Origin of the sequence: Antarctobacter heliothermus (assembly GCF_900188425.1) — a bacterium.
Lineage (GTDB): Bacteria > Pseudomonadota > Alphaproteobacteria > Rhodobacterales > Rhodobacteraceae > Antarctobacter > Antarctobacter heliothermus.
This window is the reverse complement of sequence record NZ_FZON01000026.1, coordinates 27,511-40,810: the sequence shown is the minus strand read 5'-3', so window position 1 is coordinate 40,810 and position 13,300 is coordinate 27,511. Positions and strand designations below refer to the sequence as shown.

The 13,300-nt window shown below is 62.6% G+C and carries 12 protein-coding genes; 6 read left to right on the top strand and 6 right to left on the bottom strand.

Annotated elements, in window-relative coordinates:
• Positions 1-203: 203 nt before the first annotated feature.
• From CHB90_RS14030 to CHB90_RS14005, 6 genes are all read left to right on the top strand, one after another.
• On the top strand, positions 204-2,048 hold the full coding sequence (locus tag CHB90_RS14030) for an ABC transporter ATP-binding protein (RefSeq protein ID WP_089278500.1): 1,845 nt from the start codon (positions 204-206) through the stop codon (positions 2,046-2,048).
• Between the two features lie 18 nt (positions 2,049-2,066).
• Positions 2,067-2,456 carry a hypothetical protein gene (locus CHB90_RS14025; protein WP_089278499.1) on the top strand — a complete coding sequence of 130 codons (390 nt, stop codon included), beginning with the start codon at positions 2,067-2,069 and terminating at the stop codon, positions 2,454-2,456.
• 3 nt (positions 2,457-2,459) lie between these two features.
• Positions 2,460-3,344: an endonuclease/exonuclease/phosphatase family protein gene (locus CHB90_RS14020; protein WP_089278498.1), complete on the top strand. Its 885-nt coding sequence runs from the start codon at positions 2,460-2,462 to the stop codon at positions 3,342-3,344.
• Positions 3,345-3,384: 40 nt separating this feature from the next.
• Positions 3,385-4,545 carry an acetylornithine deacetylase gene (argE, locus tag CHB90_RS14015; protein ID WP_089278497.1) on the top strand — a complete coding sequence of 387 codons (1,161 nt, stop codon included), beginning with the start codon at positions 3,385-3,387 and terminating at the stop codon, positions 4,543-4,545.
• A gap of 106 nt (positions 4,546-4,651) precedes the next feature.
• The gene (locus CHB90_RS14010) at positions 4,652-5,995 is read left to right on the top strand and encodes an NAD(P)/FAD-dependent oxidoreductase (RefSeq protein ID WP_089278496.1); all 1,344 of its coding nucleotides are present in this window, start codon (positions 4,652-4,654) and stop codon (positions 5,993-5,995) included.
• Positions 5,996-6,176: 181 nt separating this feature from the next.
• Positions 6,177-7,343 (top strand): M20 aminoacylase family protein, encoded by a 1,167-nt coding sequence (locus CHB90_RS14005; protein ID WP_089278495.1) that lies wholly within the window; start codon positions 6,177-6,179, stop codon positions 7,341-7,343.
• 66 nt (positions 7,344-7,409) lie between these two features.
• On the opposite strand, the gene CHB90_RS14000 is transcribed toward CHB90_RS14005, so the two are convergent.
• The 6 genes from CHB90_RS14000 to CHB90_RS13975 all read right to left on the bottom strand — a co-directional run bounded on the left by CHB90_RS14000 (position 7,410) and on the right by CHB90_RS13975 (position 13,252).
• The gene (locus CHB90_RS14000) at positions 7,410-7,697 is read right to left on the bottom strand and encodes a DUF2934 domain-containing protein (protein ID WP_089278494.1); all 288 of its coding nucleotides are present in this window, start codon (positions 7,695-7,697) and stop codon (positions 7,410-7,412) included.
• 190 nt (positions 7,698-7,887) lie between these two features.
• Complete coding sequence (locus CHB90_RS13995; protein ID WP_089278493.1) at positions 7,888-9,033, bottom strand: iron-containing alcohol dehydrogenase; 1,146 nt, start codon at positions 9,031-9,033, stop codon at positions 7,888-7,890.
• Positions 9,034-9,037: 4 nt separating this feature from the next.
• Complete coding sequence (locus tag CHB90_RS13990; protein WP_089278492.1) at positions 9,038-10,405, bottom strand: aldehyde dehydrogenase family protein; 1,368 nt, start codon at positions 10,403-10,405, stop codon at positions 9,038-9,040.
• Positions 10,402-10,782, bottom strand: coding sequence for a VOC family protein (locus CHB90_RS13985; protein WP_089278491.1), 381 nt, complete (start codon positions 10,780-10,782; stop codon positions 10,402-10,404). The genes CHB90_RS13990 and CHB90_RS13985 overlap by 4 nt, the downstream gene beginning before the upstream one ends.
• Positions 10,779-12,143, bottom strand: a complete 1,365-nt coding sequence (locus tag CHB90_RS13980) for a glutamine synthetase family protein (RefSeq protein WP_089278490.1) — start codon at positions 12,141-12,143, stop codon at positions 10,779-10,781. The genes CHB90_RS13985 and CHB90_RS13980 overlap by 4 nt, the downstream gene beginning before the upstream one ends.
• Positions 12,144-12,214: 71 nt before the next feature.
• Positions 12,215-13,252 carry a TRAP transporter substrate-binding protein gene (locus tag CHB90_RS13975; RefSeq protein WP_089278489.1) on the bottom strand — a complete coding sequence of 346 codons (1,038 nt, stop codon included), beginning with the start codon at positions 13,250-13,252 and terminating at the stop codon, positions 12,215-12,217.
• Between the last annotated feature and the right edge of the window lie 48 nt (positions 13,253-13,300).

Sequence of the window (13,300 nt, the reverse complement as noted above, 5' to 3'; positions counted from 1 at the left end):
TTATGGTGGGATAATCGGCACGCTCTCGCGACCAATGCAACCGCTGATCTGACAACGATACGCCGGAGACCCCACTCCGTCCCCATCGAAAGCAGAAGATGCACAAAATGCAAGCTTTGCCTGACGTAAAAGCACAGTGGGTCTTTACAGCGCGCGCGCTCAGCCCATAGCCTCTGGTTTCCAGAAGCTGGGGAGCGCGCAACATGCTGGATACGGCACCTGACACAGCCACCAAGGGACCAATCGCCCGGATCGAAAAGCTGCGGGTCGAGTTCCAGACCAAGGACGGCCCTGTGGTGGGGGTCGAGGATGTCAGTTTCGACATCGGGCCGGGTGAGACAGTTTGTGTCGTCGGTGAGTCCGGGTCGGGCAAATCGGTGTCCTCGCTGGCACTGATGCGGCTGGTGGAATACGGCGGCGGCGACATTGCCGGGGGCAAGTTGCTGTTTGACCGCAAGGAAGGCGGATCTGTCGATCTGCGTACCATGGACCAGCGCCACATGCGCGACATTCGCGGCAATGAGATCGGCATGATCTTCCAAGAGCCGATGACCGCGCTGAACCCGGTCTTCACCGTGGGCAAGCAACTGACAGAGGGGTTGCGTGTCCATCGTGGCATGTCGCGCAAGCAGGCCGATGCGCGCGCCATCGAGTTGTTGCGCGAGGTGCGCATCCCGGAACCCGAACGCCGCCTGACGCAGTACCCGCACGAATTGTCGGGCGGAATGCGCCAGCGGGTGGTGATTGCAATGGCCATGGCATGCAAGCCGCGCCTGCTGATCGCGGATGAGCCGACTACCGCGCTGGACGTGACCATCCAGGCAGAAATCCTCGCCCTGATGGACCGTCTGAAACGGGAAACCGGCACGGCGGTCATGTTCATCACCCATGACATGGCCGTGGTCGCCCAGATGGCGGACCGGGTAGTCGTCATGTTTCGCGGCAACAAGGTTGAAGAAGGCACTGTCGAAGAGATCTTTGAGGCCCCGCAACATCCCTATACCAAGGCGTTGCTGGCGGCGGTCCCCAAACTGGGAGAGATGACCGGCACCGACCTGCCCGAACCGATGAAACTGGTCGGCCATGACAACCAGCAAATCAAGCCGATCCCCGGCACAAATGAGCGACTGCTGACGGTCGAGGGGTTGACGACGCGCTTTCCGGTCAAGGGCGGCTTCTTTCGCCGCACGGTCGCCAATGTTCACGCGGTCGAGGATCTGTCCTTTACCGTGAACAAGGGACAGACACTGAGTTTGGTGGGCGAGTCCGGTTGCGGAAAATCCACCGCCGGTCGGTCGATCCTGCGGCTGGTCGAACCGCTCAAGGGCAAGGTCGATCTAGATGGCACGGACATCATGGGTCTGTCGCAGGGCGCCCTGCGCGAGGCGCGGCGCGACATGCAGATGATCTTTCAGGACCCGTTCGCCTCGTTGAACCCGCAGATCCAGTTGGCCGATCAGGTGGCAGAGCCGATCCACAATTACGGCCTGGAAACCGGCAGCGCCGTGATGGATCACGTTGCAGGCCTGTTTGACAGGGTCGAACTGCCGCGCAGTTTCATGCGCCGCTACCCGCACGAACTGTCAGGCGGTCAGCGCCAGCGGATCGCCATTGCCCGCGCGCTTGCGCTGCGCCCCCGGTTGATCGTCGCGGATGAGGCCGTCAGCGCGCTGGATGTGTCGGTTCAGGCCCAGGTGATCAACCTGATGATGGAACTGCAAGTGGACATGGGGCTGGGCTATCTCTTTATCAGCCACGACATGGCGGTGGTCGAACGGGTCAGCCACAACGTCGGCGTGATGTACCTGGGCCGGATCGTCGAACTGGGGCCGCGCCGCGCCGTGTTCGAAGACCCGCGCCATCCCTACACCCAGGCCCTGATGAAGGCGGTGCCAATCGCCGACCCCCGCCGCCGCAAATCGGAAAAGGATCTGAACTTCAAACCGATCCCGTCGCCGATCCATTCGGTCGACTATGAGCCAGAGCCGTCGGTCTATGAAGAGGTCAGCCCCGGCCACATGGTACTGACCACCGACAGCGGGTACTGACCGCGAGGGGGACAGGGCATGGCGGGCGGGGTCCGAATCTACAGGTTTGACGGCCCGCCGCCGGTAACTCCTGACGATCCCTGCCTTGACGATGGCCCGTACCTGACAGGACTGGTGCCCGAAAACCCAAGCCTGCCATTCGGGCCGACGGATGAGATCCGCGCGGTCTTTGACCGCCATGTGCCGGATATCCGCTGGAACGCGCGGGGCACCGGATTTGCCCGTCGCGGCAAGTTTCAGATGCAGGTTGTGATGCCCTCAGGCGATAGTGGGTTCATCAGCCTCGGGCTGGACGACTACAGCACCGCCGCCGCCCTGCTGCGTTTGATCGAGGCAGAGCGCCCGGATTGGTACACGTCCTGGTTCGATGGCAAATGGCTGCGCGACACGCCCGCGCCAAAGGTGTGATGCATGCGCGCTTTGCTTGTCCTTGTGATGGGTCTGGTGATCGGATGCGGATCGCCGCCGGCCGTGCCGCAACTTGTTCCGCAACGATCCCCGGACCACCTGCGGGTCGCGACCCACAATGTGCATTTTATCCACCTGGCCCGTGAACACGGACCGTGGTCCGTGGCGGACTGGGAGGTCCGCAAACATGCGCTGGACGCGGTGTTCAAGGAGGCAGACGCCGACCTGATGGCCTTTCAGGAGATGGTGAGCATCGGCCCGGACGCCGACCGCAGCACCAATCTTGCGCGCGACTGGCTTCTGGCGCGCAACCCCGACTACGCCGTGGCGGCCAGCGGTGACTGGCGACGCTTTCCGACACGACAGCCAATCTTCTACCGGACGGACAGGCTGCGGGTGATCGACCAGGGATGGTTCCTGCATGAACCGCCCGACGTGATCGCGAAAGAGCGCAGGATGCGCGGTTTTTGGCTATATTATTCGTCCTGGGCGGATTTTGAGGATCGGCGCGGGCAACGTCTGCGCGTCTACAACGTCCATTTCCATTTCCACAGACCAGCCAGGCGGCGACATGCGGCCCGGACGGTTCTGGCGCATATGGCTCCTGTGTTGTCACGGGGCGTGCCCGTGTTGGTGATGGGAGACATGAATGCTCTGTCCGGTTGGCGGACGGTGGATATCCTGCGCGGCGGCGGGTTTTCTGCGGTCGAGCCACGCTCTGCCAGCTTTCACTTCAACCGGGGCCTGCACCTGTTCGGCCCGATTGACCGCATAGCGAGTACCCCGGATTTGACCGTTTCGGCCGGTCCTTGGGCGGTTCGCGGCAGGCGGGTGGGCGACTGGCCCTCTGATCATTACCCGGTGGTTGCGGACTTGACGCTTCCATGACAGGCATGGTGCATCCGCCCGCAAAACAATGAGGTTGCTCTTGCCCGAGGTGCTGTCCCCCCGTGCGCTGCTGGAAAAACTGGTGAGCTTTCCCACCGTCAGCCGCGATACCAATCTGCCATTGATCGACTGGGTGCAGGACTATCTTGCCAGCCATGGCATTGACGCGCATCGGCACGTCAAACCCGACGACCCGCAAAAGGCGGCGATCTTTGCCCATGTCGGGCCGCAAGAGACGGGGGGCGTGATCCTGTCAGGCCATACGGACGTGGTGCCCGTGGATGGTCAGGACTGGCATTTCGACGCGTTTGCCGTGACCGAAAAGGACGGCAAATTGTTCGGACGCGGCACCACCGACATGAAGGGGTTTGACGCGCTGGCGATCTGGGCGCTGGTCGAGGCACACAGACGCGGCGTCTCGCGGCCATTGCAACTGGCCCTGTCCTACGATGAGGAAATCGGCTGTACCGGCGCGCCGCCCTTGATCGAGGCGATGCAGGTTCTGCCGCGCGCCTCGGACGTGATCGTGGGGGAGCCGACGATGATGAAGGCCGTCACCGGCCACAAGGGCGGGGTGAATTTCTGGGTCCATGTTCATGGCTTTGAGGTGCACAGTTCTCTGCTGCACACCGGTGTCAGCGCGATCATGTGGGCGGCCAAGATGATCGACTGGGCGAACCAGATGAACGCCGATCTTCAGGCGGCCGACCCTGTGGGCATGGCGGGTTTGTTCGATCCGCCTTATACAAATGTCCACGTCGGCATGATCCATGGCGGAACCGCGCATAATATCAGCGCCAAGGACTGTGAGTTCGGTCTTGGCTACCGGGTCGTGCCGGGTGAGACGCTGGATCAATGGCGCCGTCTGACGACGGACAAGATGGCCGAGTTGAATGCCGAGATGCAGGCAATCCGCCCCGAAACCGGTTTTGAGCTGATCGAAAAGTTCGAACTGCCGCCTTTTGCCCCGGAAGACGACAACACCGCCGAGGCGCTGGTGCGCGCGATCACGGGCGACAATTCGGAGAACTTTGTCAGCTACGGCACCGAGGCCAGCCACTTTCAGCAGGCGGGCTACAAGACGGTGGTCTGCGGCCCCGGCAGCATCAACGTGGCGCATCAGCCGGATGAGTATATCACCCTCGCCCAGTTTCAGGACGGGCAAAGGTTCATGGAGCACCTGTTGGAGCGTCTGGCCTGAGGCGGGCGCAGGGGGCGCTGCCCCCTCGGCCTGCGGCCTCACCCCCGGAGGTATTTTGACCAAGAAGAAGCTGTAAGTCTGCGCAATGCGCAAACAAGGAGTTGGCATGTCATTTCCATTCCGCGACGACGGCCCTGTCGAGTTTTCCGCACAACTGCCCGAGGCGGCGGATCTTGTCGTCATCGGTGGCGGGGTGATCGGGGTCAGTACAGCGCTGTTTGCGGCGCGGCGCGGGCTATCCGTTGTCCTGCTGGAAAAGGGGCGGATCGCGGCGGAGCAAAGCTCGCGCAACTGGGGCTGGATCCGCGTACAGGGCAGGGATCTGGCCGAGATCCCCATCGCGCTGGAGGCGCAAGATCTGTGGCGCGAACTGGATGTGGCCAGCCATGGGCGGCTGGGGACGCGGACCACCGGGGTCACCTATCTTGCGCGCACGGCAAGTGAGCTTGGGGCCTTTGAGGCCTGGCTGGCAGAGGCGCGCGGTCTGGGCGTGTCCAGCGAGATGTTGGGGCGCACGGCCATGTTGCGGCATCTGGGCTATCCGCGCGCCGCGTGGATGGGCGCGTTGCACACCCCGACCGACATGGTGGCAGAACCTTGGGCGGCGGTTCCCGAGCTTGCCCGGTTGGCCCGCGCCGAGGGGGCCACACTCATTGAACGCTGTGCCGCGCGCGGGTTGGACCGGCAGGCGGGGAGGATCGCCGGAGTGGCCACCGAGGCCGGACGGATCAGGACAAGCGCGGTGGTGCTGGCGGGCGGCGCGTGGTCGTCTCTGTTCCTGCGCCGGCATGGCGTGGATATCCCCCAACTTTCTGTGCGCTCCACGGCAATGGCGACGCACCCGGTGCACCGGGTGGTCGATGTCGCGGCGGTCGATGATCGACTTGCCTTCCGCCCGCGCGCCGACGGCGGCTATACCTTGGCGCCGTCGGCCTTTGCGGAACTGTCCCTTGGCCCTGACGCCTTGCGCCATTTGCGGCATTACCTGCCCTTGGCGTTGTCGGGGGAATTCGACGTGCGTCTGCGGCGCCCGCAGCCTGCTAATTGGCCGGATGCCTTTTCGACCCCGCGTCACTGGAGCGGGGCAGAGCAAAGCCCGTTTGAGCGGTTGCGCATTCTGGACCCCGGACCGAACGTGGCGAAACTGGCCGAGGTCACGCAGCGGTTCGGCGCGCATTTTCCCGACCTCGACCGCATCGACATGCAGGCGGGGTGGGGTGGCATGATAGATGTCTTGCCGGACATCGTGCCGGTGGTGGACCGCGTGGCGGCGCTGCCCGGGTTGACGGTTTGCACCGGCATGTGCGGGCATGGTTTTGGCGCGGGGCCGGGATTTGGCCGGGTGGCGCTGGATCTGGCTACGGGCGGTGACCCGGGTCATGATCTCAGCCGTTTTCGCATCGGTCGCTTTTTTGATGGCAGTCCTTTGCGCCCGGGACCGAACCTGTGAAATCCGCCTCGGTCGTCTTGAACCCGCCGATGCGACGCGTATTCTCTGATAAAAGGCAACTTACCTTTGGGGCGGCTTTTGCCGCGTTGCACCTGATTGACTGACACGGTCTGCATGTGACGCGCCAACCGAACCGGGGGCGCGGGACACGGCCCAGACCTGAAACCGGAAAGGAAACTCCATGCCCGTCAAGAACCGCTTTGCCGAATTGCAGGATGAAATCACCGCTTGGCGGCGCGACCTGCACGAGAACCCGGAAATCCTGTTTGAGACGCATCGCACCTCTGCGTTGGTGGCGGAAAAACTCAAGGATTTTGGATGTGACGAGGTCGTGACCGGCATTGGCCGAACCGGCGTCGTGGGTGTGATCAAGGGGCGACAGAACGGATCTGGCCGGGTGATCGGCCTGCGCGCTGACATGGACGCGCTGCCGATCCATGAGCAGACCGGGCTGGACTATGCCTCCAAGACCGATGGGGCGATGCACGCCTGCGGCCATGACGGCCATACGGCCATGTTGTTGGGCGCGACCAAATATCTGTCTGAGACGCGGAATTTCGACGGCACCGTCGTGGTGATCTTTCAGCCCGCCGAAGAAGGCGGCGGTGGCGGCAAGGAAATGTGCGACGACGGCATGATGGATCGTTGGGCCATTCAGGAAGTGTACGGAATGCACAACTGGCCGGGCAAGCCGGTGGGCAGCTTTGCCATCCGCGAAGGCGCGTTCTTTGCCGCAACTGACCAGTTCGAGATCGCCCTCGAGGGGTTGGGCGGCCATGCGGCCAAGCCACATGAGACTGTGGATACCACTGTCATGGCCTCCACTCTGGTATTGGCGCTGCAAACCATCGCCTCGCGCAATGCGGACCCTGTGGATCAGGTGGTGGTCTCTGTCACCAGCTTTGAAACCTCGTCCAAGGCGTTCAACGTGATCCCGCAACGGGTGCATCTAAAGGGCACCGTGCGCACCCAGTCGACCGAAATGCGCGATCTTGCGGAAAAGCGGATCAAGGAGATGTCGGCTGGTGTGGCGACGACCTTTGGCGGCACTGCGGATGTCACCTATCACCGAGGGTATCCGGTCATGGTCAACCATCCCGAGCAGACAGAGTTTGCCCGTGACGTGGCGCGCGCGGTGTCGGGCGATGTCGATGAGGCCCCGCTGGTCATGGGCGGTGAAGACTTCGCCTTTATGCTCGAAGAGCGGCCGGGGGCTTATATCCTGGTCGGCAATGGCGACACTGCCATGGTGCATCACCCCGAGTACAATTTCAACGACGAGGCGATTCCGGCGGGCTGTTCCTGGTGGGCAGAGATTGTCGAGCGGCGCATGCCGGTCGCGTCCTGATTGGAATGGCGGGCGGGCCGATGACTATGGCGCCGCCCACCAGCCTTAGTTGGATTCTGTGACGGATCAAACTTCGGCTTTTTTACGAGGTTTGCGGGCGGCTGCGGGTTTCGCGGCCGCCATTGTCTTGGTGGCTGCCTTGGGTTTTGCCGCGGTCGCGGCGCGGGTGGGTTTGGCGGCGGCCTTGGCGCGCGGCTTGCGCGCAGGTTTGGCGGCGACCGTGGCCGAGGCGGTCAGCGCCTCGGTCGCGCGAAACCAATGGTCGCGGTCCTGACCTTCGGGGCGGCCTTCTTCCAGCCAGAGGAAAAAGGCGGCCTGGGCGATCTGGGCGTTGTCGAGTTGCGGGGTGCTCATGGGGTGCTCCGATTGCGGTACTTTAGTTAGCGCTAACGGATCTACGGAGAATGCTGCACCTGCGCAATACGGGGGGCCGGCCGATACGGCACCGCGTGTCCCTACCGCATCACTTGGCCCTGCCAGAGCAGGCTGTCCCCCCGCGCCGGGGGGACAGAGGTCTGTCAAACGGCGCGGGGGCCGTCCCGTATCAGACGATCCGCAGCAGCAGATCGCGCGTGTTTGCGGCGGTCATTTCGACTGGGTTGCCGCCGGTGCTGGGGTCCGACAGCGCCCCGGCAACAATGCGGTCGATATCGGGGTTTTCGATCCCCAATCCGGCCAGCGACTTGGGAATACCCATGCTGTCGTTCAGATCGTCGACAAACCCGCAGAACCCGTCAAATCCACCGTCGATGCCCAAGTAGTTGGCCGCCTGTACCAAAACATCCGTGATCGCCGGTTTGTTGAACTGCAAGACCGCAGGCATGCAGACCGCGTTCGTGGTGCCGTGGTGGGTGTGATAGATCGCGCCGATGGGGTGCGACAAGGCATGGATCGCGCCAAGACCTTTTTGAAAGGCGGTGGCCCCCATGGCGGCGGCCGACATCATCTGTGCGCGTGCCTCAAGGTCCGTGCCATCCGCGTAGGCGCGGGGCAGGTAGTCCTTGACCAGCCGCATGCCTTCCAGCGCGATGCCCTGTGACATCGGGTGGTAGTGCGGTGAACAGAACGCCTCGACACAGTGGGCAAAGGCATCCAGCCCGGTGCCTGCGGTGATGAATTTCGGCATCCCCACGGTCAGTTCCGGGTCGCAGATCACCACCGAGGGCAGGAACTTGGGGTGAAAGATGATCTTCTTCTGCTCGGTTTCCGAATTGGTGATGACCGACGCGCGGCCCACTTCTGACCCGGTGCCTGCCGTGGTCGGCACGGCCACGATGGGCGCAATGGCGTCGGCGTCGGCGCGGGTCCACCAGTCGCCGATGTCCTCGAAATCCCACAGGGGACGGGTCTGACCCGCCAGAAAGGCCACCAGTTTGCCCAGATCGAGGCCAGAGCCGCCGCCAAAGGCGACCACACCATCATGCCCGCCTTCCTTGAAGGCGCGCACACCGGCTTCGGCGTTCTTTTCATTGGGGTTGGGGTCAACGTCGGCAAAGATCGCGCGGCCCAGACCGGCGGCCTCCAGCAGGTCCAGCGTCTTGGTGGTGATCGCCATGTCCTTCAGGCCACGGTCCGTCACCAGCAGGGGTTTGGTGATCCCGGCGGCGGTGCAGGCCACGGCGATTTCAGAGATACGGCCCGCACCGAAACGGATGGCGGTGGGGTAAGACCAGTTTGCGGTAAGAGACATAGGCTCAGGCCTTCTTCAGATGGTAGGATTTTGGGCGGGTCAGGTTGTGATAGCCGATGATCGACAGGCCACCACCGCGGCCCGTGTCCTTGCACCCGGTCCAGCACAGACCGGGATCAAGGTAGTCGGCGCGGTTCATGAATACCGTTCCGGTTTCGATTTGGTCGGCAATCACTTCGGCCCGCGCGGCATCGCGGGTCCAGACAGCAGCCGTCAGGCCAAAGTCGCTGTCGTTCATCAGACGGATCGCCTCGGCGTCGTCCTTGACCGGCATGATGCCAACCACGGGGCCAAAGCTTTCTTCGCGCATCACGCGCATGTCGTGGGTGACATTGGTCAAGATCTGCGGCGTCAAGTAGGCGCCGCCATCATCCTCGGAAAAGGTGTCGATATGGGCGGTGGCTCCGGCGGCGATCGCCTCTGCCGTCTGGGCGCGGACCTCATCGGCAAAGCGTTTGTGCGCCATCGGACCGATTGTCGTCTCGGCGTCCAGCGGATTGCCCAGCTTATAGCCGCGCACGATGGCAACGGCCTTTGCCAAAAAGGCGTCAAAGTGTTGTTCGGCGACGTAAATCCGTTCGATGCCGCAGCAGCATTGGCCGGAGTTGAACATCGCGCCGTCGATCAGCGTGTCGACGGCAGCGTCCAGATCGGCGTCGTCGCAGACATAACCGGGGTCTTTGCCGCCCAGTTCCAGCCCGATGCCGGTGAACGTCCCGGCAGCGGCGCGCTCCATCGCCTTGCCGCCGCCGACAGAGCCGGTGAAGTTCACAAAGCCAAAGGATTTCGCGGCGATCAGGTCAGTGGTGGTCTGGTGGTCCAGAAACACGTTCTGAAACACATCCTGAGGAATGCCCGCTGCGTGAAATGCTGCCGCCAGACGTTCGCCCACCAGCAAGGTCTGGCTGGCATGTTTCAGCATCACCGCGTTGCCCGCGATCAGCGCAGGCGCGACCGTGTTGATGGCGGTCATGTAGGGGTAGTTCCACGGCGCCACGACCAGAACAACGCCATGTGGCACACGTTTGATCACGCGGCGAAAGGCATCGCTGTTTTCGATCTCGATATCGGCCAGCGCCTCTTGGGCGATGTCGGCCATATAGGTCGCGCGTTCGTTGAAACCGCCAAATTCGCCGCCGTAGCGGACGGGGCGGCCCATCTGGTGGGCCAGCTCTGGCACGATCTCATCGTTCATCTCGCCGATTTTTGCGACGCCGGCCTGAACCAGCGCAATGCGCTCTGCCAGCGGTCTGGCGGCCCATGTGGTCTGCGCTTCCTTGGCACGGTTCACCGCGTCGCGGGCGGTGTCAAAGGTGAGTGTGTCACGCTCGGCATAGACCGAGCCATCAATGGGAGAGATACAGCGGATCATATAGCTTCCTTGTGGACGGGTTGGCCCAGAATGAACAGAAACGGGCCATGGATGACATGCATTTCGCGCTGTCCGTAGGGTTGGTCAAACGGGGCGCGAAAATGATCATGTGGCAGGGCCTCCAGCGCGGTCTGATGCGCCGTGTGGAACGCCTCTACGTTATCGACATCGATGTACAAGACCAATTGACGGGCCGGATCATCCATATCGGCATCTGGAGGGGCGTTGATCAGGCGCAACGTCGCGGTGTCGAGGTGGCAATAGGCGCTGCGGTCGTCCCGGTGCGCGACGTCAAACCCCAGACAATCGCGCAGAAACGCCCGCGCGGCATCGCTGTCCGCCACCGGCAAGCAGGGTGTGGCGCGCAGGGCCTTCATGCCCGTTCAAAGCCGCGCGCGATTTCCCAGTCGGTGACGACGCGGTCAAACTCTTCCTGCTCCCATTCGGCGCAACGGGTGTAGTGATCGATCACCGCGTCGCCGAACGCCTCACGCAGAAAGGCCGATCCGCGCAGAGTTTCGGTGGCGGCGCGCAGGGTTTGCGGGATGTCCTGCGCCTTGGCGTCTTCATAGATGTCGCCCCGTGTGGGCGGGGACAGGTCCATCTTGTCCTCGATCCCCTTGATCCCGGCGGCCAGCATGGCGGCCTGCGCCAGATAGGGGTTTAGGTCAGAGCCACCGATGCGGCATTCGACGCGCACACCCTTGGACCCTTCGCCACACAGTCGGAACCCGGCGGTGCGATTGTCCACCGACCAGACGGTTTTTGTGGGCGCAAAGGTGCCTTTTGCAAAGCGTTTGTAGCTGTTGATGTAGGGGGCCAGGAAAAAGGTGTAATCCGGCGCATAGGCGATCACGCCCGCCATGTAGTGTTTCATCAACTGCGACATGCCCAGATCGGCGTCCTTGTCGAAAAACATCGGCGCGCCGTCCTGCCACAGCGACTGGTGAACATGGCTGGACGAGCCGACCTTGTCATGGTGCCACTTCGGCAAAAAGCTGGCCGCGCGCCCGTGTTGCCATGCGATCTCCTTGACGGCGTTTTTGGCGATGGTGTGGTGGTCGGCACAGTCGAGCGCCTCGGCGTAGCGGATGTTCAGCTCTTCTTGACCCGTCTCAGCCTCACCCTTGGAATTTTCAATCGGCAGGCCAGCGGCGAACAGATGGTTGCGGATCGGGCGCATCACGCCTTCTTCCTTGGTGGTCTGCAGGATGGCGTAATCTTCGTTGTAACCGCTGATCGGGGTCAGATCGCGGAACCCGCCTTTGCGGATGTCGTCAAAGGACTGTTCGAACAGGAAGAACTCCAACTCGGTCGCCATCATGGCGTCATAGCCCAGGGTTTTCAGCCGGGCGATCTGGGTCTTTAGCATCTGGCGCGGCGAATGAGGCACAGGCGCGTGGGTTTGGTGGTCAAGTACGTCGCACAGCACCATGGCGGTGCCTTCCAGCCACGGTAGCAGGCGGATGGTCGACAGGTCCGGCGCCATGATGTAATCGCCATAGCCCTTTTCCCAGCTGGAGGCGGCATAGCCCTCAGGCGTGGCCATTTCCAGATCCGTGGCCAGCAGGTAGTTGCAGCAATGCGTTTCCTTGAAACTGGTCTCGACAAAGTTCACCGCATGGAACCGTTTTCCCATCAGCCGACCCTGCATATCGGGGAAACAGGCCAGAACGGTGTCGATTGTACCGCTTGCCACGGCCTCTTTCAGACCGTCGAACGTCAGATTTCCAGCCATGTGGTCATGCCCTCTTCATGGTGAAGCACCCCCGCAAGGCGAGGGTGCATATGGTCGTGTTGTAGGAGCGCTTATTCGAAGTTGTACGGTGCGCCCGCCTGGTTGATGACGGAGTTGTATTCCTTGAAGATGTTGACGATCTTCTGGTGGACTTCGCCTTCTTCGGCCACTTCTTCCCAGAACTCCTTGGCGGCGGCCTCGACCTCTGCCCACTCAGCGGCGGGTACCGACCGCAGCGCCAGCTTGTCGCCATTGGCGCGCAGGGCTGCTTCGCCGCCCCAGTACCACTGGTTGCGGTAGGTGTGACCGGCCTCTGTCGCGGCCATCACCACGGATTTGAGGTGGTCCGGCAGTTCGGCCCAGCGTTCCTCATTGACGAACCACGACCCGATCCATGCGCCGGAGATGTTGTTGGTCAGGAAGTAGTCGGTCACATCCGCCCAGCCGACGGTGTAATCCTCGGTGATGCCGGACCACGCCATGCCGTCCAACTCACCGGTCTGGACCGCCACTTCGGCGTCCTCGTAGGGAATGTTCACCGGCACCACGCCAAATTTCGACAGGAAACGGCCCGCCGTGGGGAAGGTATACAGCTTTAGCCCGTCGAGATCGGCGACGCTGGTGATTTCCTTTTTGGTGTTGAAGTTGCAGGGGTCTTGACCCGCAGCCGACAGCCATTTGACGCCGACCTTGGCGTATTCCTCTTCCCAGATCTCTTTCAGGCCGTACTGGTTGAACAGCACGGGCACGTCGAGGATGTGTTTGGTCGCAAAGGGGAAATAGCCGCCGAACTGGCGCAGCGGCGTGGGCGAGGCCATGGAATCGTCGTCGGAATGCACGCCGTCGATGGTGCCGCGTTGCAGCGCCTGAAACAGCTCTCCGGTGGGGACGATCTGGTCGGCGTAGAACAATTCGACCTCAAGCTCGCCGTTGGAATTGGCGTTGATGTAGTCGATGACCGGCTTGGTCACATGTTCACCCAATGCGCCGCCTGCATAGGTCTGAAAGCGCCATTTGATGGCCGATTGCGCCTTGACGACGGTGGGGCTGGCCAGGGCGGCTGCGCCGCCGATCCCGGCGGTGGTCAGGAACTTGCGTCTTGTGGTCATGGTCGTGTCCTCTCTGTTGAAGCTCTTCTCAAATTGCGTCCCTTGGCC